Genomic DNA, 25,314 nt, shown 5'->3' with positions numbered 1-25,314 from the left:
CGCCGAATCCTCGTCCCCTCGGCACCCTCGTCCCATCACCAACGATAACCGCGCGTTCCGCGAGGGCGCGCTTCCACCCGTCTCGTGAAAGGATCTGCATGATTCGCCAAACCTTCGCCGCGCTCGCGCTGGCCGGCATCGCCGTTTCCGTCGCGCATGCCGCGCAACTGACCGTCGAGGAGATCGACGCCGATGCGCGCGAGCAGACCATCTATCAGTGCGCGAACCTGAAGCAGCCGGTACGCGTGTCGTACTGGCGCGCGGCCAACGGCCAGAGCTTCGCGCTGGTGCCGGTCAACGGGCAGCAGTTGCTGTTCGTCGACACCGTATCGGCGTCGGGCGCGCGTTATCAGGCCGGACGCTATACGTGGTGGACGAAGGGCAGGGAAGGGACGCTGCGCGACGAGATCGCCGACCAGAATGCGGCACCGCTGCTGGGCGACTGCATGCAGGTCGAGAAGAAGAAAAAGAAGAAGGGCTGAGCGCCGCACGCGATCGGATACGTGATGCGAGCGTGCCGATCGCCGCGACCGGCGCGGCCAGCCGGGTGGGGTCCTGAACCGGACGGCGGATCGGGCGGCCCCCCGGGCTCGCCGGCCATCCGGTGATTTTTCGATCTCCACGACCGCGATCCGGCCCCTAATAGCGGCCATCGGCCGATCGGAATAGCCCGATCGCTCCGCGCATCGCCCGCGCCCAGCCTCCCGGCGCACGCCGCGAACCGCCACCCGGGGCCGTTCGCGGTGTTGTCACGGACAGATGGCCGCGCAGTGCTACAATACGGCCCTTTCCGCCGGCATTCGCGCCGAACGGAGTCCGCACGGCCTGTGGTGCCCGCTGTTCGAATCGAACCGGTCCCAAGCGCCAGAGCGGCGCCGCGCGGCGCGCCGCGGCTCCGTCTACTTCCGAATTGTGATGAGCGCAGGCCCGGCGGGCCTGACGCACGATGTCCCCGCCGCGCCTTTTGAGCGAAACGCCACCATGTCCGATTCTGTCGCCAAGCCAGTCGACGCAACCTTCGATCAATTCGGCCTTGCCGCCGATATCCTGAAAGCCATTGCGGAGCAGGGTTATACGACGCCGACGCCGATCCAGGCGCAGGCCATTCCCGTCGTGCTCGCCGGGCGCGACGTCATGGGCGCCGCGCAAACGGGTACCGGCAAGACCGCGAGCTTCTCGCTGCCGATCATCCAGCGGCTGCTGCCGCAGGCCAGCACGAGCGCGTCCCCGGCGCGCCACCCGGTGCGCGCGCTGATCCTCACGCCGACCCGCGAACTCGCCGACCAAGTCGCCGCGAACGTGCACGCGTATGCGAAGCACACGTCGCTGCGCAGCGCGGTCGTGTTCGGCGGCGTCGACATGAATCCGCAGATGGCCGAGCTGCGCCGCGGCGTCGAGATCCTGATCGCGACGCCGGGCCGCCTGCTCGACCACGTGCAGCAAAAGACGGCGAACCTCGGTCAGGTCCAGATCCTCGTGCTCGACGAAGCCGACCGGATGCTCGACATGGGGTTCCTGCCCGACCTGCAGCGCATCCTGAACCTGCTGCCGAAGGAACGCCAGACGCTGCTGTTCTCGGCCACCTTCTCGCCGGAAATCAAGAAGCTCGCATCGACCTACCTGCGCAACCCGCAGACGATCGAGGTCGCGCGCAGCAACTCGACCAACGCGAACGTCACGCAGATCGTCTACGACGTGGCCGAAGGCGACAAGCACTCGGCCGTCGTGCAACTGTTGCGCGATCGCGGGCTCAAGCAGGTGATCGTGTTCTGCAACAGCAAGATCGGCGCGAGCCGGCTGGCGCGCAACCTCGAGCGCGACGGCGTGGTCGCGTCGGCGATCCACGGCGACAAGTCGCAGCTCGAGCGGATGCAGGCGCTCGACGCGTTCAAGCGCGGCGAGATCGAGGCGCTGGTCGCGACCGACGTGGCCGCGCGCGGTCTCGACATCGTCGAACTGCCGGCCGTGATCAACTTCGACCTGCCGTTCAACGCGGAAGACTACGTGCACCGGATCGGCCGCACGGGTCGCGCGGGCGCGACGGGCGATGCGCTGTCGCTGTGCAGCCCGAACGAGCGCAAGCAGCTGGCCGATATCGAAAAGCTGATCAAGCGTCCGCTCGAGGTGCAGACGCTCGCGCTCGACAAGCCGTCGCGTCATCGTCACGACGAGCGCGGCGGCGAGCGTGGCGGCGAGCGTGCCGGGGAGCGCAGCGGCGAACGCGGTGGTGAACGCGGCGGTCGGCGCGAGCGCGACGAGCATCGCGGTGCGTCGGCGCGTCGTTCGGGTGGGTCCGAGCGTGGCGGCCACCATCGTCGCCACGAGGCGCCGGTCGACGATTTCTTCCTGAAGCCGTACGAACCGTCGGTGCCGGCGACGCAGCCGGAAGAGACGCAGTCCGCGCAGCAGCACGAGAAGAAGGGGCCGAAACGTCAGGTCGCCGCGTTGCTCGGCGGCTTCGGGATGCCGCGCAAGCCGTCGGCGTAAGCGGGCGGGTCAAGCGGTTGGTGCGGCGCGCGAGCGCTGCCGCAGAAACGGGTGCATGCGATGAGCATGTGCCCGTTTTTCATTGGGCGAGTGGATTGCGAGCGCGTGGGTGAGCGGGGGCCATGACGTGCCGCGCGGGGCGGCGCAGTCCGGGGGACGCTCCGGTGCCGTGCAGTCAGCGGGCGTGCTGTTGTCCTCATGCAACTTGAATCGGCGCCGACGGATGCAGGAACGCGGTCGGCCCGGACCGTGTCCTGCGCGCGATTCAATCGGCGCGCTGTCCGAAGCGGCGTGCCCACGCCTCGGTCGCGGCCGCGTAGAACGCATCCATCGTATCGCCCGATGGACCGCCATCGACTGCCAGGCCGAGATGCGCGGCGGCGGCCCGCAGCGCCGGCAGCGGATCGTCGCGTTCGAGCGCGATCGCGCCCGTCTGCTTGCTGAGCTTTTCGCCGTTCGCGTCGACGACGACGGGCACGTGGAGGTAGGCGGGTGTCGGCACGCCGAGACAGCGCTGCAGGTAGATCTGGCGCGCGGTCGAATCGAGCAGGTCGGCGCCACGCACGACGTGCGTGATGCCCGCGTCGGCATCGTCGACCACGACCGCGAGCTGATACGCCCATTGGCCGTCCGCGCGCTTCAGCACGAAATCGCCGACTTCGGTCGCGAGGTTCTGCGTTTGCGTGTGCTGCCAGCGGTCGTCGAAGGTGACGATCGCATCGTCGCCGTCCGGCACGCGCAGCCGCCACGCGCGCGCGGGCTTGCCGTGCAGGCCGGTGCGGCAGGTACCGGGGTACGCGAGTGTCGTGTGACGCTCGTGCGCGGCACGCAGCGAATCGGTGATTTCCTTGCGCGTGCAGCCGCACGGATAGACGCGCCCCGCGGCGACGAGCCGTTCGAGGGCGGCCGCATAATCGGCATCGCGCGTGCTTTGCCATACGGGCGGCTCGTCGGGCGTCATGCCGAAATGCGCGAGCGTCGCGAGGATGTCGTCAGCGGCGCCGGGCACCGTGCGCGGGCCGTCGATGTCCTCGATGCGCACGAGCCACGCGCCGCCGTGCGCGCGCGCGTCGAGCCAGCTCGCGAGCGCACCGACCAGCGAGCCGAAATGCAGCGGGCCGGTGGGCGACGGCGCGAAGCGGCCGCGGTAGCCGTTCATCGGGGCGCGGCGCAACGCGCGCTTACGCGGCGCTGGCTGCCTGCGCGCAGGCCGGGCACGACTTGCCGGGCACGTAGCTCGGCGATTGCTGGGCGTCCGGCGTGACGACCGCGCGGCACGCGAAGCACGTGACGTTCTCGGTCGGCTGCAGTTGCGGGTTCAGCGCGGTGCGGTAGTCGAACACGAAGCAGTCGCCGTGATAGTGCGCGCCGCCGACTTCCTCGAAATACTTCAGGATCCCGCCCTCGAGCTGGTACACGTTGTCGATGCCGATTTCCTTCATGTGGATCGCCGCCTTCTCGCAACGGATCCCGCCGGTGCAGAACGACACGACCGTCCTGCCCTCGAGATCGGCGCGGTTCGCGTCGATCACCTCCGGGAACTCGCTGAACTTGTCGATCCGGTAGTCGAGCGCGCCGTCGAACGTGCCGACGTCCACTTCGAAGGCATTGCGCGTATCGAGCATCACGACCGGGCGGCCGGCGTCGTCGTGGCCGCGGTCGAGCCACGCCTTCAGCGTGCGTGCGTCGACCGACGGCGCGCGGCCGAGCTCGGGCTTGATCGCGGGCTTCTTCATCGTGATGATCTCGCGCTTCAGGCGCACGAGCATCCGGCGGAACGGCTGCGAGTCGGACAGGCTCTCCTTGAACTGCAGCGTCGCGAACTTGCCTTCGAACAGCGGATCGTGGCGGATGTAGTCGATGAACGCGTCGGTCGCTTCGCGCGGGCCGGCGACGAACAGGTTGATGCCTTCCGGCGCGAGCAGGATCGTGCCGCGCAGGCCGAGTTCGTTGCAGCGGGCGGTGACGAGGGGGCGCCATTGCTCGGTCGCGTCGATCGACACGAAGTGGTAGGCGGCGAGGTTGACGATGGTCATGATGGTCCGACGGGAAACGGCCGCGGCCGTGCGGCGGGGCGCACGGCGGCCCCGCAAAAAAGGGTGCGAAGCCGGGGCGAAGATTCGAAAACCCGTATTATCCCGCAAACTGCGCATGCGCCGGCACCTGAGCGTTCGGCCTGCATCGCGTGCATCGGCCGAACGGCCGGGCGCGGGGATTTTTTGGGCAGCCTGCGCGACGACGCGGCTACAATAACGCCCATGTCAGATCCCCGCTTCGTCCATCTTCGCGTTCACTCCGAATTCTCGATTGCCGACGGCATCGTGCGTCTCGACGACATCGTCAAGGCGGCGGCCGCGGACGGCCAGGGCGCGCTCGCCCTCACCGATCTCGGCAACGCATTCGGCCTCGTCCGTTTCTACCAGGAAGCCCGCGGCAAGGGCATCAAGCCGATCGCCGGCTGCGACGTCTGGATCACCAATCCGGACGATCGCGACAAACCGTCGCGCCTGCTGCTGCTGGTGAAGGACAAGGTCGGCTACCTGAACCTGTGCGAGCTGCTGTCGAAGGCGTGGCTCACGAACCAGTATCGCGGCCGCGCGGAGCTCGACGCGAGCTGGCTCGACGGCGAACTGTCGCAAGGGCTGCTCGCGCTGTCGGGCGCGCAGCAGGGCGATATCGGGCTCGCGTTCGCGGCCGGTAACGAGGAAGCCGCGCGCCGTCATGCCGAGCGCTGGGCGAAGGTGTTCCCGGGCGGCTTCTACATCGAGCTGCAGCGTTACGGCCAGCCGGGCGCCGAGGCGTACATCCAGCAGGCCGCGACGCTCGCCGCGTCGCTCGGTCTGCCGGTCGTCGCGACGCATCCGACGCAGTTCATGACCGACGATGATTTCACCGCGCACGAAGCGCGCGTGTGCATCTCGGAAGGCGACATGCTCGCGAATCCGCGGCGCCAGAAGCGCTTCACGACCGATCAGTACTTCCGCACGCAGGACGACATGGTCGCGCTGTTCGCCGACCTGCCGTCGGCGGTCGCGAACACGGTCGAGATCGCGAAGCGCTGCAACCTGAAGCTCGAGCTCGGCAAGCCGAAGCTGCCGCTGTTCCCGACGCCGGACGGCATGTCGCTCGACGACTACCTGGTCCAGCTGTCGAAGGAGGGGCTCGAGAAGCGCCTCGAACAGCTGTTTCCGGATACGGCCGAGCGTGACGCGCAGCGCGACACGTACTACAAGCGGCTCGAATTCGAGTGCGGGACCATCACGAAGATGGGCTTCCCGGGCTACTTCCTGATCGTTGCCGACTTCATCAACTGGGCGAAGAACAACGGCGTGCCGGTCGGCCCGGGCCGCGGCTCGGGCGCCGGCTCGCTGGTCGCGTACGCGCTCGGCATCACCGATCTGGATCCGCTGCGCTACAACCTGCTGTTCGAGCGATTCCTGAATCCGGAACGCGTGTCGATGCCCGACTTCGACATCGACTTCTGCCAGCACGGCCGCGATCGCGTGATCCAGTACGTGAAGGAAAAATACGGCGCGGACGCCGTGTCGCAGATCGCCACCTTCGGCACGATGGCCGCGAAGGCGGCCGTGCGCGACATCGGCCGCGTGCTCGATCTCGGCTACATGTTCACCGATGGCATCGCGAAGCTGATCCCGTTCAAGCCGGGCAAGCACGTGACGATCGCCGACGCGATGAAGGAAGAGCCGCAACTGCAGGAGCGCTACGACCACGAGGACGAAGTGCACCAGCTGCTCGACCTCGCGCAGCGCGTCGAGGGCCTGACGCGTAACGTCGGGATGCACGCGGGCGGCGTGCTGATCGCGCCCGGCAAGCTGACCGATTTCTGCCCGCTGTACACGCAGGGCGACGACGGCGGCGTCGTCAGCCAGTACGACAAGGACGACGTCGAAGCCGTCGGCCTCGTGAAGTTCGACTTTCTGGGTCTCACGACGCTGACGATCCTCGACTGGGCCGAGCGCTACATCCGCCGCCTCGATGCGTCGAAGGCCGACTGGTCGCTCGCGCAGGTGCCGCTCGACGATCCCGCGTCGTTCCAGATCCTGAAGAAGGCCAACACGGTCGCCGTGTTCCAGCTGGAAAGCCGCGGGATGCAGGGCATGCTGAAGGATGCGCAGCCCGACCGCTTCGAGGACATCATCGCGCTCGTGTCGTTGTACCGTCCGGGCCCGATGGACCTGATCCCGAGCTTTTGCGCCCGCAAGCACGGCCGCGAGAAGGTCGAGTATCCGGATCCGCGCGTCGAACCCGTCCTGAAAGAGACCTACGGCATCATGGTCTATCAGGAGCAGGTGATGCAGATGGCGCAGATCATCGGCGGCTACTCGCTCGGCGGCGCCGACTTGCTGCGTCGCGCGATGGGCAAGAAGAAGCCCGAGGAGATGGTCAAGCATCGCGAGATCTTCGCCGAGGGTGCGGCGAAGAACGGCCTTACGCGCGAGAAGTCCGACGAGATCTTCGACTTGATGGAGAAGTTCGCGGGCTACGGCTTCAACAAGTCGCACGCGGCGGCCTACGCATTGCTCGCGTATTACACCGCGTGGCTGAAGGCGCACCATCCGGCCGAATTCATGGCGGCCAACATGACGCTCGCGATGGACGACACCGACAAGGTGAAGATCCTGTTCGACGATTGCGTCGTGAACAACCTCGTCGTGCTGCCGCCGGACATCAACCAGTCGCATTACCGCTTCGAGCCGGTCGGCGAAGCCGACGGCAAGCGCTCGCGCACGATCCGCTACGGCCTCGGCGCGGTGAAAGGCAGCGGCCAGAATGCGATCGAGGAAATCCTGCGTGCGCGCGAGGAAAAGCCGTTCACCGACCTGTTCGACTTCTGCGAACGGATCGACCGGCGCGTCGTCAACCGCCGCACGGTCGAGGCGCTGATCCGCGCCGGCGCATTCGATTCGCTGAACGCGAACCGTGCGCAGATGCTCGCGTCGGTGCCGCTCGCGATGGAAGCGGCCGAGCAGGCCGCGGCGAACGCGATGCAGGCCGGCCTGTTCGACATGGGCGCCGAGTCGCCGCACGCGCATGCGCTCGTCGACGAACCCGCGTGGGACGACAAGCGCCGCCTGCAGGAAGAGAAGGGCGCGCTCGGCTTCTACCTGTCCGGCCACTTGTTCGACGCGTATCGCGATGAAGTGCGCCGGTTCGTGAGGCAGAAGATCGGCGATCTGAAGGAGGGGCGCGACAAGCTCGTCGCGGGCATCATCGCGTCGCTGCGCACGCAGATGACCCAGCGCGGCAAGATGCTGATCGCGTTGCTCGACGACGGTTCGGGCCAGTGCGAGATCACGATCTTCAACGAGCAGTTCGAGGCGAACAAGGCGCTGTTCAAGGAAGACGAACTGCTGATCGTGCAGGGGCAGGCGCGCAACGACGCGTTCACCGGCGGTCTGCGCTTCACGGCCGACACGGTGATGGATCTCGAACGTGCGCGCAGCCGCTACGCGCAGGCGGTGCGGCTCACGATGAACGGCAATGCGGATGCGACGGTGCTGCGCCGCGTGCTCGAACCGCACGTGTCGAAGGACGATTCGGCGGCCGCGCCTCCGGTCGAGGCGCCCATGCCGCGTGGCGGCGGGCGCGACGGCGGCCGTCGCCCGCAGGCACCGTTGCCGAACGGGCTCGCGGTGCAGGTTCACTACAGCAACGCGCGCGCGCAGGGCGAAATGCGTCTTGGCGACGCGTGGCGCGTGAAGCCGAGCGACACGCTGCTCGCGGAGCTGCGCGCGACCTTCGACGGCAGCGTCGTCGAAATCACGTACTGAACGCGTCCCCGCCGGACGGTCGTCGCTTTTACGGCCCGTCGCATCGCCAACGTGCGGTGCGGCGGGCCGTTTTCATTTCGGCGGGTGCTTGGGGCTGTCATTCGGACGCTATACAATCCGTCGCGCGCAATGCAGATCCGACGCCGGCCGCGGTCCATCCTCCGGCCGGCGGTGACATCACGAGCTTGAAAACGGGGACGGTTCGCGCGGCACACGATGCGGCGCGGCGCCGTGAGCGACCCCGCGAGGAGGCCGGCGCGGCGCTGGACGTCAGGATGCCGGTCTGTGCGCGACGATAACAAATCGACAGTGACACCATAACAATGGCCAATGAGACACCGAAGCGGCGGATCCTCGTGATCCGGATTGATTTTCTGGGCGACATGCTGTGCACGACCGCTTTCCTCGGCGCGCTGAAACGGCGCTGGCCGGACGCGGAACTGCACGTGGTCGCGAACCGCTACAACGCGAGCGCGCTGGACGGCAACTCGGACGTGCACGCGGTCCATACGTATGTGTACAGCCGTCAGTGCGAGCGCAACGACCGCCCCGGACGGATGCGCGCGTTCTTCGACCGGCTGCGGCTCGTGCGCCGGCTGCGCCGCCTGCGGTTCGACCTCGTGGTCGTGCCGAACGGCGGCATGCATCGCAGCAGCATCCAGTTGGCACGGCAGCTCGGCGTGAAGGATTGCCGCTGGCACGATGCCGATTCCGAATTCGACGATCGCAAGCCCGCACACGTTGCGTCGCGGCCGATGTGCCATGAAGCGCTGTCGGGATTCCGGCTCGTGCCCGAACTCGGTCGTGCTGATCTCGACGGTCTCGCGCTGTCCGTCCATCCGGATCGCGCGCTGCAGGACACCTGGTATCGGCTGCTAGGGGCCCGCACGAAGCCGCGCGTCGGCCTGTTCGTCTCGAACAAGGCGACGGAGCGGCGCTGGCCGGCCGATCGATGGTGCGATCTCGGCCGGCGGCTCGCGCCGTTCGCCGACGTGATCGTGTTTCGCGATCCCGCGGTGTCAGCCGAGGCCGACGGCGACGCGTGGCGGGATGTGAACGCCCGGCATGTCGCGCCGTCGTCGGTGGCCGAACTGGTGGCCGCCACGAGCCTGCTCGACGCGATCGTGTCGGCCGACAGCGCTCCCGTGCATCTCGCGTCGGCGCTCGGCGTGCCGGTGGCCGCGCTGTTCGAGGACCGTCCCGAGAAATACCGGCGCTGGCATCCGCTCGGCGTGCCGCACATGATCCTGCGGGCCGGCGCGACGGTCGACGCGATCGGCGTCGACGCGCTCGAGCGCGCGGTGCTGCATCTGTTGACGAAGGCCGGGCGGGCCGACGACGCGACGGGCGGCGCGCTGCCGCTTCCGGACGTCACGCTCGCCGTACCCGAGGTCGGTGCGATCGTTTCGTAGCGCGCCCGGCCGGCGCTGACACGGGACAGGCCAGCGGCAGCAAACGGGCGCAAACGGGAGCAACGCGACGCGGTGGCCGCAGGTCCCGCAGCGCGCGGCGCGCCGTTGCCGCGTCGCCGGGAAAGAGCGGCACCGGCTACCGGCCGCCGCCGGGACGTGCCGCCCCCGCTCGATGCCCGCTGGCCGCCGCCCGCCGCCCGCCGTTGCCGCATCGCCGGAAAGGGCGGCACCGGCTACCACCCGCCGCCGGAACGTGCCGCCCACACTCGAAGCCCGCTGCCCGACGCCACGCCTGCGGCCGCAAAATCCTGTACATTGCGAGCCTTGTCCAGCCTGCTTGACGGAACGATCGCCGTGGCCCTGTTTTCTTCCGCCCACCCGCCCAGAACCATCCTCGTCGCCGCACCGCGCCGCATCGGCGACGTGCTGCTGACGACGCCGCTCGTGCGTTCGCTGAAGGCGCGCTGGCCCGATGCGCAGATCGACATGCTGGTGTTTCGCGGCACCGAGGGCGTGCTCGAGCACAACCCCGACGTGCGGCGCGTGATCGTCGTCGCGCAGCGCGCCGGGTTCCGGGAGCGGCTGCGCGACGCGCTGTCGATGTGGCGCCGCTACGATCTCGCGTGCGCGGCACTGAGCTCCGACCGGCCGCGCTTCTATAGCTGGTTCGCCGGCCGCAAGCGCGTCGGCCTCGTCGATCCGAACCGTGTCACGTGGCTTACGCGGATGATGCTGAACGGCATCGCGATCAATCACCACGAGTCCGCGCACACGGTCGTCAGCACGCTCGCGCTCGCGCCGGTGATCGGCATCGAGCCGGTGTCCGAGGTCGTTGCGCCGGGAATCGGCGACGATCCCGCGCGGCGCGCGCGTTTCGACGCGTGGCTCGCGGAGTCGCCGGCCATCCGCGACGGCAAGCCGCTCGTCGTGCTGCATCCGTACCCGATGTTTCGCTACAAGCAATGGCGGCTCGAAGGCTGGATCGAGATGATCGAATGGCTGCGCGCGCAGGGTTTTGCGATCGCGCTGTCGGGCGGCCCGGCCGATCGCGAGCGCGAGTACGCGGAGCAGGTCGCGGCCGGGGCGGGCGGCGACGTGCTGAACCTGGTGGGCCGCCTCACGTTCGGCGAAAGCGCGGAGCTGGTGCGGCGCGCGCGGCTGTTCGTCGGGCCCGATACGGGCGCGACGCACGTCGCGGCCGCGACGGGCGTCGACACGATCGCGCTGTTCGGTCCGTCCGACCCGGTGCGCTGGGGGCCGTGGCCGCAGCACTGGCCGCCGACCGAAAATCCGTGGGCGCTGCGCGGCTCCGCGCGGCACGGCAACGTATGGCTGCTGCAGGGTGAGGGCGATTGCGTGCCGTGCCGGCAGGAGGGCTGCGAGCGCCATGTGGACAGTCACAGCGACTGCCTCGTCAATCTCGGCACGCAGCGTGTGAAGATGGCGGCGGCCGAGATGCTCGGGCTGAATCCGCCGGACGCCGCCGATACGGTCATCGACACGTCGCGGCTGCATCGCGCGCGCTCGGACTGACGCGCGAGCCCTGAACATTTCCCGACTTGAAAGGCGGAGCGTGGCATTGCGGCGCCACGCGTCGAAGGCGTGCGGCCGCGCATCCGGCAGCGGCGCGCGCCGTCATTGAAGACGAGCCGGGGGCGGGCGGCACCATGCGCCGCCCACCAGCCCGGCGTGTGATGCGTTACGCGCTGCGCCGGATCGCCGACGTCTCGCGCGGCAGCGCTTCGCCGCGCTCGGCGCAGCCGAGCAGGATGCCGGCGAGCAGCACCAGCAGGTGACCTTCGGCGAAATCGAGCAGCAGCGAATTCGCGAGGCTGCCGATCGCGAAGATCGCGAGCCATGCGAGCAGCAAGTGCTGCGAACGCGGGTCGAGCGCGCGGCTGCCGCGCGCGATCTGCACGATCAGGTTCACGAACAGCAGGACCCCGAGCGTGCCGAGCTGCACGGCCATCAGCAGGTATTCGTTATGCGGGTTCGACGTGAGCTGGCCTTCGGCAGCCGTCTTGCCTGCCGTGAGCTTCTCGAACTCGAACTCGAGACCGCCCGAGCCGTAGCCGATCACGGGGCGCATGCGATACAGCTCGAGCCCCTTCTTGTACCACTCGAGACGCAGCCCGGTCGACGTGGCCGCATCGGTCTGCCGATACTGCTGCACTTCCGTCACGACCTTCACGAGGCGGCCGTTGTGCACCGTGCACGCGGCGGCGACGAGCGCGACGCCGGCCAGGACCAGCGCTCCGGCGGCGAGGGTCGCGCGCAGCGCCGACTGGCGGCGCAGCAACAACACGAAACGCACCGCGACGACGAGGATCAGCAGCAGCGCGATGACCTGCCCCGTGCGCCCCTGCAGCATCACGAACACGTTGATCAACGACCATGCGGCGACGGCTGCATACGCGGCGCGCGACAGCGCGGTGCGGGCCGACAGCGCCAGGTCGGCGGCCTGATAGAACAGCAGCGCGCCGAACATGCCGGCCGCGATGTGGTTCTTGAACACCCACGCGCGCGACAGCGGCAGATCGGTCGCATGCGCGGGCCCGATCGCGGTCAGGCCGAGATAGTTGGTGGTCGACAGCAACAGGATCACGCACAGCGTGCCGAACCACGCGCGCCGCACGATCGGCGCCCAGTTCGAATGGCGGAACGCGACTACCGCAAACGGCAGCAGCAGCAGCTTGTCGTACTTGCCGATCCAGTTCCACGCCTTCGGGTGCGGCGCGACGGTATAGGTGACGCTCGCCGTCAGCGCCACGAGGATCAGCAGCGCGGCGAGCGACGCCGGTTCGGTGACGAACGAGCGCAGGTCGCGCCAGAATTCGGGGGAGATGATGAGCGCGGCCGCGAACAGCCCGCAGAACACATTGGTCAGCGCGGTCGAGACGGGCACCATGCAGAGCGCGATGACGGCGAAGGCGCGGGCGGCGGTCAGGCGCCGCGTGGCGGGAGCGGAAAACGAAAGCATCGGAACCTGTCGAATGGACGAATGCGGCATGCGGGCACCGTGCTGCGCGCCGCGCGCCCCGCGGCGGCAGTGCCCGGGACGAAGCGCGCAGTATACGCGAAGCGGCGCGCGTTTCCGTGGGGTTTCCGGGGTCTGATCAGCTGAATGCGCGCTTGATCCGCGAGCGCAGCAGCGCGCGCTTGAGGCGCCCGTCGACGGCCGGCGTGTCGAGCGCGATACGCGAGCCGGCCGGCTCGCCGCGATGCAGGTAATAGCGGTCGAACGTGGCCTGCGTCATGCCCCATTTGTTGAGGAACTGGCGGCGGCCGTCGTTCTTGACGATCTTGCCGGTGCTCTTCTGCTGGAAGTGATAGACGAGGCTGTCGCCGACGCCGAGGAAGATCCGGCAGCCGGCGTCCCAGAATTTCATCGAGAAGTCATTGTCGCTGCTCATTCCCGGCGACAGTTCGCTGCTGTAGCCGCCGATGCGGTTCCACCAGTCGCGGTGCACGAGCGTCGGCGGCCAGGTCGAGCCGAGCCAGTCCGCCCGCGCGAGCCGCGGCGTGGCCGCGACGAGGCCGGCCGCGTCGAACTGCTCGGCGTCGCGGCCGAAATTGCTGACGACGACGCACGGGTTGCGCGTGTCGACCGGCTCGACCATCGTGCCGGACAGCATGAACAGGTCGGTCGGCATCTGCTCGATGCGCCGCACGAGCGCCGCATCCCAGCCGGGGCAGCAGTACATGTCGTCGTTCATGTAGACGACGTAGTCGCGCGTCGCGCGCGCGGCGGCCAGGTTCACCGCGTGGCAGATGCCGATGTTGGTCGGCGACGCGGTGTGCTCGATGCCTTCGCCGCGCACCCAGTCGAGCGTGCCGTCCGAGCCGTCGTTCACGTGCACGATGATCTGGTGGTCGTACGCCGAATGGCGGCGCAGGCTGTCGACGACGAGCTTGAGGTACGGCAGGTTGTTCCAGGTCGGGATGATGATGGAGAACATGGCGGTCGGATTCGGTGGTCGTCGTGTCGGCGGCGCGTGGCGCGGCGCCGCGCTTGGGGCGCGCATGGCACGCAGGCAGCCCGGCATTGTAACGCCGGGCCGGCCGCATGCCGGCGGCGTCGGGGTGGGGCGCGGCGGGCCGCGCTCAGCGGGCTGGTTGTTCGTGGCCGAGCTTCAGGAACCGGTAGTACACCGTTTCCGCGTTGAACACGGCGATCATGAAGCCCGCGCGTCCGTCGAGAAACCCGCGCCGCAGCACGTAGGTCCGCACGAACGCCCATGCGCCGCGCGCGAGCGCCTTGCCGAAGCCGCCGCGCTGGCCGGCCGCGCGGCGCTGGCGCGCGCCGGCCGTCGAATACGCATCGAGCTTGCGCACGACGGTTTCGAAATCCTCGTACGAATAGTGCATCAGCTTGCCCGGCAGCCGCTGCGCGGGCGTGTCGAACACGAGCCGTTCATGCACCAGATCGTCGGAGAAGCGTGCGGCGCCGCGCCGGAACAGGCGCGGTACCCAGTCCGGATACCAGCCGCTGTGGCGGATCCACTGGCCGCAGAAGCTCGACAGCCGATCGAGCGCGTAGACTTGCGCGGCCGGCGCACGGATGGCCGCACGGATCGACTGTGCGAGTTCGGGGCTGACCACCTCGTCGGTGTCGAGCGACAGGATCCAGTCGGTGTCGAGCGCGGCGAGCGCGCGGTTCTTCTGCGGGCCGAAGCCCGGCCAGTCACGCTCGACGATCACCCGGGCGCCGTGCGCACGGGCGATCGCGACGGTATCGTCGGTGCTGCCGCCGTCGATCACGACGACGTCGTCGGCGAAGGCCAGCGCGTCGAGGCACTGCGCAAGCCGCGCGGCCGCGTTGAGGGCGATGAGGGCGACGCCGAGGGTGGGTTCTGCCATGAAATCGTCGAAAAGGCGGAGAAAACGGTGAGCGGCAGTATACCCGCGCACCGGCCGGCGGCCGCTTCGGCAACGGCCGTGCCGGCGCGGGCGGTACAGCTATAATGTTGGGCCTTTTTCGGCAACCGCCGGACTGGGCGAATCCCGGGCAGCCATGCCCCGGGCGCCGCGTCGCGGCTCAAGAAGGATTGCCTTGGAAACCCAGAACACTCTTCGCAAACCGATGGACGGCACGGGCACGTCGCCGCTCACGGTTCTCAAGCGCCTGTGGCCGTACATCCGGCCGCTGATCGGCATCGTGGTGCTCGCCGTCGTCACGATGGGCGTCGTCGCGGCCACGGAAGCCGGGATTCCGGCGTTGCTCAAGCCGCTGCTCGACCACGGCTTCGGCTCGCACGGCAGCGACCGCGCGAAATGGTATGTGCCGATGGCCGTGATCGGCCTCGCGCTCGTGCGCGGCGTGTCGCAGTACGCGTCGAATTACCTGCTCAACTACGTATCGAACCGCATCCTGCTGCAGCTGCGGCTCGAAATGTTCCAGCGGATGCTGCACACGGGCGCGTCGTTCTTCCAGCGCGAGACGGCGAGCACGGTGATCAACGCGATCGTGTTCGAGGTCAACCAGATCCTGTCGGTGCTGACCGGTGTGATGGTCACGCTCGTGCGCGACTCGCTGACCGTGATGTTCCTGCTCGGCTACCTGTTCTACCTGAACTGGCGGCTCACGCTGATCGTCGCGGTGATCCTGCCGGGCATCGGCTGGCTCGTCAGCAAGATCAACCGCCGCCTGCGCCGCCTGAACCGCGAGCACCAGACGCTGACCAACGAGCTGTCGTACATCGTCGAGGAGACGGTCGGCGGCTACAAGGTCGTCAAGGTGCACAACGGCGAGACGTACGAGATGGACCGCTTCACGGCGATGAGCAAGCGCCTGCGCGGCTACGCGATGCGCATGACGATCTCCGGCGGGCTCGCGCAGCCGCTGACGCAGTTCCTCGCGTCGATCGCGCTCGCGGTCGTGATCACGATCGCGGTCGTGCAGTCGACCAACGATCAGACGACGGTCGGCGGCTTCGTCGCGTTCGTCACGTCGATGCTGCTGGTGATTTCGCCGCTCAAGCACCTGATCGACGTGAACCAGCCGCTGCAGCGCGGGATGACGGCCGCCGAGCTGATCTTCGGGCTGATCGACGAGCCGGCCGAGCCGCAGGGCGGCGGCCGTGCGCTGCCGCACGCACGTGGCGAGATCGAATTCCGCGGCGTGTCGTTCGACTACGGCGCATCCGAGCGGCCGACGCTCGACCGCATTTCGTTCAAGGTCGCGCCGGGCGAGATGATCGCGCTCGCGGGGCCGTCGGGCAGCGGCAAGACGACCCTCGTGAACCTGCTGCCGCGCTTCTTCGACCCCACGGGCGGCGCGATCCTGGTCGACGGCGTGCCGGTGGCCGACTACGACCTCCACGCGCTGCGCGGCCAGATGGCGATGGTCAGCCAGGACGTCGTGCTGTTCAACGACACGATCGCCGCGAACGTCGCGTACGGCCAGACGCCCGACCGCGCACGCGTGCAGGCGGCACTCGAGGCCGCGAACCTGGCCGACGCGGTCGCCGCGATGCCCGACGGGCTCGACACGCTGGTCGGCGGCAACGGGATGCGTCTGTCGGGCGGCCAGCGACAGCGGCTCGCGATCGCGCGCGCGATCTACAAGGACGCGCCGATCCTGATCCTCGACGAGGCGACCTCCGCGCTCGATTCGGAGTCCGAGCGCCACGTGCAGGCCGCGCTCGAGCGGCTGATGGAAGGGCGCACGACGCTCGTGATCGCGCACCGGCTGTCGACGATCGAGCGTGCGGACCGGATCCTCGTGCTCGAAGCCGGCAAGATCGTCGAAGAGGGCAGCCACGAAGAACTGCTGCGCCACGGCGGGCTGTACGCGCACCTCCACCGGATCCAGTACCAGCAGCAGGCGGCGTGACGCCGGGTCACGCCGGTGTGCTAGTCTTGATTGGCAGGCACCGTTGTTTCCGGTTCGACGTGACAACTCGGAGGGAAGAACAATGAACAAGATGCACGGGACGATGCTGGCCGCGCTGATCGTGGCGGGTTTCGCGGCACCCGCAGCCATGGCGCAGGATCACGGCAACGATGACAACCACGGCAATCATGGCATGCACCGCGGTCATGGCCCGAAGCACATGCCACCCGGCCAGATGCGCCACGAGGACGACGTGCCGCCGCGCTGGGCCGACCAGCCGCGTCGCGAGTGGCACAGGGGCGACCGGCTTCCCGGCGAATTCCGCGATCGCCAGTACGTGGTCGAGGACTGGCGCGGCTATCATCTGAGTGCGCCGCCGCGCGGCTATCAGTGGGTCGGCGTCGGCGGCGACTACCTGCTCGTGCAGATCGGTTCGGGCATCGTGCTGCGGGTCGGTCCGTAACGTTTCTTTCCGATGGTTCATCCGGCTGCCGGGCGCGTTGCCCGGCGCCGCGTCACTTTGCCGCCGCCCGGCGGAACCAGCGTCGCTCGATCAGCGACATCGCCCAGCACACGGCCAGCGCGCACACGGTGCCGAGCGCCACTTCCCCGAGCCGCATCAGCGGAATGTCCCATAGCGGGCCGTTGCCCGGAAACAGCAGCACGATCGTCGCGGTCACGCCGCCAAGCCGCGCCGCGCTGCCGACGTTCAGGCACCAGCAGCTGACGATCGTGAGCGCGACCGCGATCGCATAGGCGACGAGGCGGTCGCCGCCGAGCGCCGCGCCCGCGAAGCCGAGCAGGCCGCCGATCATCGCGCCGATGAACTGATCGCGCGACAGCGACATCGTGTCCGAGTAGTTGTGCTGCGTCACGGCGATCGCGGTGACCGCCGCCCACACGGCCTGTTCGGTGTGCAGCGCGCGGCCGATCGTGTACGCGAGGCACGCGCCGCAGACCGCCTGCAGCGCCATCAGCGTGCCCTGCGTGAGCCGTTCGCCGAAGGTCAGCCCCTTGAACAGATCGAAGATCGACTGCTGGATCTGCTGGCGGGCTTCGTTGAGTGTCCTGATCGTATCCATCGTGTCGTGCCAAGAAGCGGGGGCGGTGCGAGCGCGTCAGTGCGCCTGTTCGGGCGACGCGGCGGCCGGCTCGCCGGCGGTCACGTCGCCGTTTTCGACGCGCGTTTCGGGCATCGCGAGCCAGACCAGCAGCGCCGCGAGCGCGCCGGCCGCGGCCAGCCCGAAGAAGCTGGTCGTGTTGCCGAAGTGATCGGCGACATAGCCGGCCACGGCCGTGCTGAGCGTCGCGCCGATTCCGGCCGCAAGACCGAACAGCCCGATGCACAGGTTGTAGCGGCCCTTGCCGCCCGCGACGTCGGCCGCGATCAGCGGCAGCATCACGCCGAACACGGCCGCGCTGATGCCGTCGAGCATCTGCACCGGCACGAGCAGGTACGGGCTGCTCACGCCGGCGAACAGCAGCGCGCGCACCGGCAGCGCGGAGAAGCCGAGCAGCAGGATCGGCCGGCGTCCCCAGCGTTGCGACGAGCGGCCGACCCACGGCGACAGCATCGCGACGATCGCCTGCGGCACGATGATGCACGCGGCGATCACGAGCTGCACGTTCTCGCCCATCCCGGCCGTGACTTCGCCGGCCGCGAGGTTGAGCATCGCCGCGTTCGACAGGTGGAACAGCACGACGCATGACGCGAAGATCAGCATCCGGCGATCGCGCAGCAGCTCGAGCAGCGTCTCGCGGTGCTCGCCTTCGTCGTGATCGTCGGGCTTCGACGACTGCGGAATCACTTCGTGCGTCGGCTGGATCATCGCGAGCGCGAACAGCGCGGGCAAGGCCAGCACCGCGGTCAGCCAGAACACCGCGCGCGCGGAGAAATACTCGCCGGTGAGCCCCATGAGCCCCGCCGCGACCGCGCTGCCGATCGACGCCCAGCGCGCGTTGCGGCCGAGCCGGTCGCCGAGATCGGCGCGGCCGACCAGCGAGAACGAGATCGCGGCCATCGCCGGCACGAGCATGCAGCTCGCGAAGCCGTGGAACACTTCGGCCGCGATCACCGGCACGATCGTCGGGCTCGACGCGAGCAGCACCGCGGACAGGATGATGGCCACGATCGCCCATGCGGCCGCGCCTTTCTTGTTCTTCAGCGCGTCGACGGCGGCGCCGCCCGGCACCTGGCTGACCATCGCGCTGATCGTGCCGATCGACAGCACCATGCCGATCTCGCCCTGCGTCCACTTGTGCGACGCGAGGTAGGACGCGATGAACGGACCGAACCCGGTTTGAACGTTTGCAACGAAAAAGTTGAGCCAGTCGAGGGACCGCAGACTGCGTACGGTGACGGAATGCTTGATCGTCATCGGGTCGCACTCGCAGAGGAAGCCTGCGCCGGTGCCGGGGCAACGGGCGGGTAGACCGCGACGATCGGCTTGTCGGCCGCGTAGGGCGGCGCCGCCTTGATCTGTGCGTCGTTCAGGTCGAGCTGCGGGTGCAGCGCCTTGTCACGCGTGACGAAGCGCAGCGCGCCCCAGCTCGCGGCGATCGAACGGCGGTCGGTATTGACGAGGCCGCCGAGGTCGAGAACGATGGCCTGCGGCTGCGCGGCGCGGTCGATCAGCACGTCGACGACGCGGCCGATCTTCGTGCCGTTCGGGCGCTCGACGTCGCTGTCGAGCATCGGCAGTCGCGTGGCGGGTGACGCCGCGGCAGAGCCCGACAGCGGCACGGCCTTGGGCCTCGCGGCAGGCGGCAGTTCGCCCGACGGCACGTCGAGCACGATCGGCTCCTGTTTGCCGCCCGGCGTGAAGCGGAACACGTTCCACGGGAAGATGACCTTGCGGTCGCCGATGCCCATGAAGCCCTGCAGGTTGACGATCATCTCGCGCGGATTGCCGTTCGCGTCGATCACCATGTCGACCGCGCGGCCGATCACCTTGCCGTTGCGGCGCGCGACTTCGCTGTCGAGCAGTGCATGGATCTGGGTGCGGTCGAGCGGGCGCGTCGCGACGAGCGGCGCGGGCGGAGGCGGCGGCGGTGTCGGCGATTCGGGGCGCTGCACGGGCTTCGGCCGCGTGACTTCACGGTGCGGCTTCTTCGGCGCTTCCGGTTCCTCCGGGGGCGTCGGCGCGGGCACGGGCGGCATCGTCAGCGGCTCGCCGGCGGTTTCCTCGATGGGCTCGACGAGCGCCTCGCTGATCGGCGCGGGCGGATTCTGGGTCGGCAGCAAGCCGCAGCCGGACAGCAGCGCGGCGGCTGCGAGCACCAGGAAGACCGTCGAGGACGGGAACGACATTCGGGATGCGGGAAACGGGAGTCCGCCGCTCATTGACACTCACTCCATGGGTCGGGGGCCGGGCCCGGGGGGGCGCGGCTGGCGATGGATGGCGGGTGCGGGCGGCGCACCTCGCGAGGTGAGAGTTTAACGTGTCTTCCTTTCAGGACCGATTTATGCGGAGGATTGGGTGCGGAATGGCGGGGAAAGGGTAGCGATCGATCGCGGGGCGGGCGGCATCGGGTGTCCGGGTGCCCTAACGCGCGCGGCGCCCGACCGTCGACGACGGTACGGGCGCCGCATGGGGTGCCGGCGTGACGTTATTTTTTGGCCAGCGTGCCAAGCGTCGTCGTGACCGGGGCGAGCAGACCGCCGCCGGTCTTCGACAGCGCGCCGCTGCCGCTGCCGCCCGTCAGGCCGCCGACCGCCGACGTGAGCGCGCCGGCCGGGTTGCTGCCGCCCGTCGTGCCGCCGAGTGCGCCGGTCGACAGGAGCCCCGTCACCGGTGCGAGCGAATTCGTTGCGGCCGCGCCGCCGCCGAGCAGCGCGGTGCCTGCGGTCGCGACCGTATTGCCGGTCGCGGTCACGACGTTGCCGACGCCGGTCGTGACCGGATTGTTGCCCGTCTTCGCGATCGTCGTGCCGGCGTTCGCGACGCCGTTGCCGACGGTCGTGACGAGGTTCGTCAGCGGCGCGCCGAGCGGCGTGCTTGCGGCGGCCGTCTGCGTGAGCGAGCCGACCGTCGTCGTGATCGGCGTGATCGCCGAGCTGGCCGCGCCCGTCACCTGCGCGATCGGGCCGGTCGACAGCTGCGTGCCGAGCGTCGCGCCGCCGCCCGCGATCGTGTTGCCGAGCATCGTCACGGCACCGCCGACGGGCGAGGTGACGGGCGCAAGCGGCGCCAGTGCGGAACCGCTGGCCCCCAGGCTCGACACGACCCCGCCCGTCGCGGCGACGGCCTGGCCGAGATTCGTGACCACGCCGCCCGTGCTCGCGACCGTCGTGCCGATCGGATTCGACGACGCGCCCAGCTGGCCGAGGCCCGAGCCGAGGCCGGTGCCGAGCGTCGTGACGGCCGCGCCGACATCCTGCACGACCGTGCCGAGCCCCTGCGTCGTCGCGGGGTTCGTGCCGGGCAGCGTTTGGGCCGCGATCGCCGTGCCGACGCCCGAGATGGCGCCGCCGCCGGCCGTCACGATGTTGCTCGACGCCGCGACCGTCTGGCCGACGCCGTTGGCCGACGTGCCGCTCGCACCGGTACCGGTGCTGCCGGTGCTGCCCGTGCCGCCGGTCGACGCCGTCGTGCCGCTCGTACCGTTGCTGGTACCGCCGGTGGACGCCGTCGTGTCGCCGGACCCCGACCCGGAGCCGCCGGTGCCCTGGCTCAGCGAGCCGGAGCCGCCGCACGCGGACAGCGACATCAGCGCCGCAACGCCTGCCGCGATCATGATCATTCGGAGTCCTGCTTGATGGGTGCTGGGCGTGTTCATGTCGTCCTCGTCTCGATTATGGAAATGGATCAGGCGGCCTTCGTGTGCGCCGACGTGCCGTCGCTGCGGAAGTGAAGCGGCGGGCGCATTGTTGTTGTCTCCCTGATTGACCTGTCGCCGTGTCGCGTCTTCGCCTGAGTCGGAATCCGGAGCGCTTGCAGGACGAGTCGTTTGCATTCTTTCGTCTTGCTTGCCGATCGTGCCGGAAATCACCGGATTCGTACGATCAGAGTAGGTCCGTCTGCGCGAGCCGTCTTTTAATGATCGTTAAATTGAAGTAAGCGTCCGATTCACTGCCGGAATCGGGGTAATCACGATCGACACGGGGCGCGTCGTGTGATGGGCAGGAGGAGAAGGGAGGAAGGGGGGGAGACGTGCGGGTGAAGCGGCGGCGCCGGCCCGGTCCGCCCTCACGGGGGCAGGCGCGGGCGGCGCGCGACGGGTGAAGCAGCCGGAGCGTCAGGCGTCCGGATACCACGCGTCGCTGAATTCGCTGACCTGGACGTCGGTCAGCTCCGGCCGTGCGGCCAGCCACGCACGCACGCTCTCGCGGTCGGCATCGGTCGTCGTGCCGCGCGGCGCGCCGGAGATCACGTAGGCGCCGATCCCTTCGTCGGCGGACGCGACGGTGAGCAGCCCGTTCGCTTCGACGAAATCGATGAACGAATCGATCAGCTGGCCGCGCTCGAGGTCGGACAGCTCGTTGCGGTATTGCGCGGTCGCGTTGAACGCGAGTTCCTGGAACTCGGCGATGTGGAGTTTCTTGCGCTGGCGACGGTTGTGGCGTTGGCTCATGGTGGGTGATGTACGAGAAGAGAAAAAGGGCGGCGGCGGGTGCTGGCGCGCCATGCGCAAGCGGTCCGGGCGGCCGCATCGGGGCGCCGCGCGGCAAAGCCGGCGGCGGGCAGGCTGGAGGTTACATCAGCACGATATCGTACTGCTCCTGGCTCAGGTTCGACTCGACCTGCAGCGACACCGGCTTGCCGATGAAGTCGATCAGCATCGCGAGATGCTGCGACTCCTCGTCGAGGAACAGGTCGATCACCTGCTGCGCGGCGATCACGCGGAATTCGCGCGGATTGAACTGGCGCGACTCGCGCAGGATCTCGCGCAGGATGTCGTAGCACACGGTGCGCGACGTCTTCACCTGGCCCTTGCCCTGGCAGGTCGGGCACGGCTCGCACAGCACGTGCGCGAGCGATTCGCGCGTGCGCTTGCGCGTCATCTCGACGAGCCCGAGCTGCGAGAAGCCGTTGACCGTCACGCGCGTGCGGTCGCGCGACAGCGCCTTCTTCAGCTCCGACAGCACCGCGTCGCGATGCTCGGCGTTCTCCATGTCGATGAAGTCGATGATGATGATCCCGCCGAGATTGCGCAGTCGCAATTGTCGCGCGATCGTGTGCGCGGCCTCGAGATTGGTCTTGAAGATCGTGTCGTCGAAGTTGCGTGCGCCGACGTAGCCGCCGGTGTTGACGTCGATCGTCGTCATCGCCTCGGTCTGGTCGATCATCAGGTAGCCGCCCGACTTCAGGTCGACGCGGCGCGACAGCGCGCGCTGGATCTCCGTCTCGATGTTGTACAGGTCGAACAGCGGCCGCTCGCCGGTGTAGTGATGCAGCTTCGGACTCACCGCCGGCGTGAACTCGCCCGCGAATTCCGCGAGGCGCTGGTACGTCTCGCGCGAATCGACCTGGATGCGCGTCGTGTCGTCGTTCGAGAAATCGCGCAGCACGCGCTGCGCGAGGTCGAGATCCTGGTACAGCAGGCTCGTCGCCGGCAGCCGCTGCGCCTGCGCGACGATCGTCGCCCAGGTCTTGCGCAGGTACGTGACGTCGCCGGCCAGCTCCTCGGAGGTGGCATCCTCGGCGATCGTGCGCACGATGTAGCCGCCTTTCTCGTCCGGCGGGATCACGGCGGTCAGGCGCGCGCGCACGGCCTCGCGCTCGGCTTCGCTCTCGATTTTCTGCGAGATGCCGATGTGCGGCTCCTGCGGCAGATATACGAGCGTGCGGCCCGCGATGCTGACTTGCGTCGACAGTCGCGCGCCCTTCGTGCCGATCGGATCCTTGATCACCTGGACCATCAGCGTCTGGCCTTCGAACACGATCTTCTCGATCGGCTGGTGCGGCGCGCCCGACTGCGGCTCGCCGGCCAGGCGCGGATGCCAGATGTCCGCGACGTGCAGGAACGCCGCGCGCTCCAGCCCGATGTCGATGAACGCCGACTGCATGCCGGGCAGCACGCGCACGACCTTGCCGAGATAGATGTTGCCGACCCGCCCGCGCGACAGCGTGCGCTCGACGTGAAGCTCCTGCACCGCGCCTTGCTGGACGAGTGCGACCCGTGTTTCCTGGGGCGTGAGGTTGATCAGGATTTCTTCGTTCATGGTGGGATTCAGAAGGCGAGGCGCGCGGTGCGCAGCAACGCGGCAGTCTCAAAAAGGGGCAGACCCATGATACCCGAATGGGAACCGTCGATTCGCTCGATGAATTCGGCGGCGCGCCCCTGGATCGCATACGCGCCCGCCTTGCCGAACGGCTCGCCGGTTTCGACGTAGCGCGCGAATGCGTCGCGCGGTGCGGCCGAAAAGCGCACCGACGAGCGCGACAGCGCGGGCGGCAGCAGTTCGCCGTCGGCGCCGATCACGGCAACCGCGGTCAGCACCTCGTGTTCGCGGCCCGCGAGGCGGGTCAGCATCGCGAGCGCGTCGTCGGCGTTGGCCGGCTTGCCGAGGATCGCGCCGTCGATCGTCACCGTGGTATCGGCGACGAGCACCGGCGCGGCCGGCTTGCCGCTCGCGACGAGGCGCGCACGCGCGGCCTCGGCCTTCGCGACGGTGACGCGCCGCACGTACGCATCGGCGGCTTCGCCGGGCAGTTCGGCTTCGAGCGCCTCGGCGTCCTCGTCGGGGCCCGGCAGCAGCAAGTCGAAGCGCACGCCGATCTGCTGCAGCAGTTCCTGGCGGCGTGGGCTTTGCGAAGCGAGGTAAAGAATCGGAAAAAAGGCGGAGGGCGTGCTGGACGGCATGGTGTCGTTATCTCGGTGAGCGCGCGCGGCGCGCGTCCGAGGACGGCACGTCATGCGCGATGATAGGGATGATTCTGCGTGATGCTCCACGCCCGGTAAAGCTGTTCGGCAAGCAGCACGCGTACCATCCCGTGCGGCAGCGTCATGCTCGAGATGCGCAGCAGCACGTCGGCGCGCGCTTTCAGCTCCGGATCGAGCCCGTCGGCACCACCGATCACGAACGCGACGTCACGGCCGTCCTGCTGCCAGCCGGGCAGCGCCTGTGCGAGCTGCATGGTGGTCCAGTCGCGGCCGCGCTCGTCGAGCGCGACGATGCGCGCGCCCTTCGGCAGCGCGGCCTCGATCTTCTGCCGCTCGGCCGCCATCACGCTGTCCGCGCTGCGGCCGCCTGAACGCAGTTCGGGCTTGATCTCGCGCAGCTCGATGCGCAGCTCGGGCGGCATCCGCTTCGTGTATTCGTCGAAGCCGGACGCGATCCAGCCGGGCATCTTGTGGCCGACCGCGAGGATGAAAAGCTTCATCGGGACGACTCGCTGCGACTCAGCGGCGGCGGGCCGCCGTCTTGCGCGCCGGGCGTGCGGGCGCTTCTTCCTCGTCGTCCTCGCCTTCGCTGGCCGTCGCGAAACCGTCCTTGCCGCCGCCGAGCTTCATCCGCACGGGCTTGTCGCCCCAGATTTCCTCGAGGTTGTAATACTGGCGCAGCGCCGGTTGCAGGATGTGCACGACGGCGTCGCCGCAGTCGACCAGCACCCATTCGCCGGTGTCTTCGCCCTCGGAGCTGACGATGTCGCCGCCGGCTTCCTTGACCTTGTCGCGCACGCTCGACGCGAGTGCCTTGGTCTGGCGGTTCGACGTGCCCGACGCGACGATCACGCGGTCGAACAGTTCGGTCAGGTGGCTGGTGTTGAACACCTTGATGTCTTGCGCCTTGATGTCTTCGAGAGCGTCGACGATCACGCGCTGCAGTTTGCGGATATCCATG

Annotated in this window: 21 protein-coding genes; 7 read left to right on the top strand and 14 right to left on the bottom strand. The window is 68.8% G+C overall.

The window, feature by feature from the left end; genetic code table 11:
• The first annotated feature begins 98 nt into the window (after positions 1 to 98).
• The gene (locus tag LMA02_RS11920) at positions 99 to 482 is read left to right on the top strand and encodes an MliC family protein (RefSeq protein WP_228905070.1); all 384 of its coding nucleotides are present in this window, start codon (positions 99 to 101) and stop codon (positions 480 to 482) included.
• Between the two features lie 433 nt (positions 483 to 915).
• Positions 916 to 2,487 (top strand): DEAD/DEAH box helicase, encoded by a 1,572-nt coding sequence (locus LMA02_RS11915; RefSeq protein ID WP_228905068.1) that lies wholly within the window; start codon positions 916 to 918, stop codon positions 2,485 to 2,487.
• Between the two features lie 265 nt (positions 2,488 to 2,752).
• Here LMA02_RS11915 and gluQRS read toward each other — a convergent pair whose 3' ends face one another.
• Together gluQRS and LMA02_RS11905 are read right to left on the bottom strand one after the other, a co-directional pair.
• A complete protein-coding gene (gene gluQRS, locus LMA02_RS11910) occupies positions 2,753 to 3,646 on the bottom strand; it encodes a tRNA glutamyl-Q(34) synthetase GluQRS (protein ID WP_228905066.1) in 894 nt (297 codons plus the stop codon).
• Positions 3,647 to 3,668: 22 nt separating this feature from the next.
• Complete coding sequence (locus LMA02_RS11905; RefSeq protein ID WP_175700136.1) at positions 3,669 to 4,523, bottom strand: sulfurtransferase; 855 nt, start codon at positions 4,521 to 4,523, stop codon at positions 3,669 to 3,671.
• 222 nt (positions 4,524 to 4,745) lie between these two features.
• Between LMA02_RS11905 and dnaE the strand changes: the two genes are divergently transcribed.
• From dnaE to LMA02_RS11890, 3 genes are all read left to right on the top strand, one after another.
• Positions 4,746 to 8,279, top strand: coding sequence for a DNA polymerase III subunit alpha (dnaE, locus tag LMA02_RS11900; protein ID WP_228905064.1), 3,534 nt, complete (start codon positions 4,746 to 4,748; stop codon positions 8,277 to 8,279).
• Between the two features lie 323 nt (positions 8,280 to 8,602).
• Entirely contained in the window at positions 8,603 to 9,691 is a 1,089-nt protein-coding gene (locus tag LMA02_RS11895; RefSeq protein WP_228905062.1) for a glycosyltransferase family 9 protein, read from the top strand.
• 354 nt (positions 9,692 to 10,045) lie between these two features.
• Positions 10,046 to 11,224 (top strand): glycosyltransferase family 9 protein, encoded by a 1,179-nt coding sequence (locus LMA02_RS11890; protein WP_228905061.1) that lies wholly within the window; start codon positions 10,046 to 10,048, stop codon positions 11,222 to 11,224.
• A gap of 166 nt (positions 11,225 to 11,390) precedes the next feature.
• Here the strand turns inward: LMA02_RS11890 and LMA02_RS11885 are convergent, their stop codons facing one another.
• The 3 genes from LMA02_RS11885 to LMA02_RS11875 form a co-directional block, all read right to left on the bottom strand.
• Positions 11,391 to 12,671 (bottom strand): O-antigen ligase family protein, encoded by a 1,281-nt coding sequence (locus LMA02_RS11885; RefSeq protein WP_228905059.1) that lies wholly within the window; start codon positions 12,669 to 12,671, stop codon positions 11,391 to 11,393.
• Positions 12,672 to 12,807: 136 nt separating this feature from the next.
• Positions 12,808 to 13,650 (bottom strand): glycosyltransferase family 2 protein, encoded by an 843-nt coding sequence (locus LMA02_RS11880; RefSeq protein WP_006753773.1) that lies wholly within the window; start codon positions 13,648 to 13,650, stop codon positions 12,808 to 12,810.
• A 145-nt stretch (positions 13,651 to 13,795) separates the two neighbouring features.
• Entirely contained in the window at positions 13,796 to 14,551 is a 756-nt protein-coding gene (locus LMA02_RS11875; RefSeq protein WP_228905057.1) for a glycosyltransferase family 2 protein, read from the bottom strand.
• Positions 14,552 to 14,774: 223 nt separating this feature from the next.
• On the opposite strand from LMA02_RS11875, the gene msbA reads away from it, so the two are divergent.
• Positions 14,775 to 16,526, top strand: coding sequence for a lipid A export permease/ATP-binding protein MsbA (msbA, locus tag LMA02_RS11870; RefSeq protein WP_228907632.1), 1,752 nt, complete (start codon positions 14,775 to 14,777; stop codon positions 16,524 to 16,526).
• Positions 16,527 to 16,608: 82 nt separating this feature from the next.
• Entirely contained in the window at positions 16,609 to 16,989 is a 381-nt protein-coding gene (locus LMA02_RS11865) for an RcnB family protein (RefSeq protein WP_228905056.1), read from the top strand.
• 52 nt (positions 16,990 to 17,041) lie between these two features.
• Here the strand turns inward: LMA02_RS11865 and LMA02_RS11860 are convergent, their stop codons facing one another.
• The 9 genes from LMA02_RS11860 to rsfS all read right to left on the bottom strand — a co-directional run bounded on the left by LMA02_RS11860 (position 17,042) and on the right by rsfS (position 25,313).
• A complete protein-coding gene (locus tag LMA02_RS11860) occupies positions 17,042 to 17,608 on the bottom strand; it encodes an FUSC family protein (protein WP_228905053.1) in 567 nt (188 codons plus the stop codon).
• Positions 17,609 to 17,644: 36 nt separating this feature from the next.
• Entirely contained in the window at positions 17,645 to 18,904 is a 1,260-nt protein-coding gene (locus LMA02_RS11855; protein WP_166726467.1) for an MFS transporter, read from the bottom strand.
• Positions 18,901 to 19,869, bottom strand: a complete 969-nt coding sequence (locus LMA02_RS11850; RefSeq protein WP_228905051.1) for a PRC-barrel domain-containing protein — start codon at positions 19,867 to 19,869, stop codon at positions 18,901 to 18,903. The genes LMA02_RS11855 and LMA02_RS11850 overlap by 4 nt, the downstream gene beginning before the upstream one ends.
• A gap of 266 nt (positions 19,870 to 20,135) precedes the next feature.
• A complete protein-coding gene (locus LMA02_RS11845; protein WP_228905049.1) occupies positions 20,136 to 21,305 on the bottom strand; it encodes a collagen-like triple helix repeat-containing protein in 1,170 nt (389 codons plus the stop codon).
• Positions 21,306 to 21,764: 459 nt separating this feature from the next.
• The gene (locus tag LMA02_RS11840) at positions 21,765 to 22,100 is read right to left on the bottom strand and encodes a YggL family protein (protein ID WP_006752222.1); all 336 of its coding nucleotides are present in this window, start codon (positions 22,098 to 22,100) and stop codon (positions 21,765 to 21,767) included.
• Positions 22,101 to 22,221: 121 nt separating this feature from the next.
• Positions 22,222 to 23,691, bottom strand: a complete 1,470-nt coding sequence (gene rng / locus LMA02_RS11835) for a ribonuclease G (protein WP_166725064.1) — start codon at positions 23,689 to 23,691, stop codon at positions 22,222 to 22,224.
• Positions 23,692 to 23,699: 8 nt separating this feature from the next.
• On the bottom strand, positions 23,700 to 24,332 hold the full coding sequence (locus LMA02_RS11830) for a Maf family protein (protein WP_228905047.1): 633 nt from the start codon (positions 24,330 to 24,332) through the stop codon (positions 23,700 to 23,702).
• Positions 24,333 to 24,382: 50 nt separating this feature from the next.
• Positions 24,383 to 24,853 carry a 23S rRNA (pseudouridine(1915)-N(3))-methyltransferase RlmH gene (rlmH, locus tag LMA02_RS11825; protein WP_011657522.1) on the bottom strand — a complete coding sequence of 157 codons (471 nt, stop codon included), beginning with the start codon at positions 24,851 to 24,853 and terminating at the stop codon, positions 24,383 to 24,385.
• Between the two features lie 19 nt (positions 24,854 to 24,872).
• On the bottom strand, positions 24,873 to 25,313 hold the full coding sequence (rsfS, locus tag LMA02_RS11820) for a ribosome silencing factor (RefSeq protein ID WP_006752218.1): 441 nt from the start codon (positions 25,311 to 25,313) through the stop codon (positions 24,873 to 24,875).
• Between the last annotated feature and the right edge of the window lies 1 nt (position 25,314).

This window comes from Burkholderia sp. B21-005 (assembly GCF_020843965.1).
In the GTDB taxonomy this organism is placed as follows: domain Bacteria; phylum Pseudomonadota; class Gammaproteobacteria; order Burkholderiales; family Burkholderiaceae; genus Burkholderia; species Burkholderia ambifaria.
Note: the sequence above shows the minus strand (reverse complement) of the source record. Positions and strands in the feature narration are given on the sequence as shown.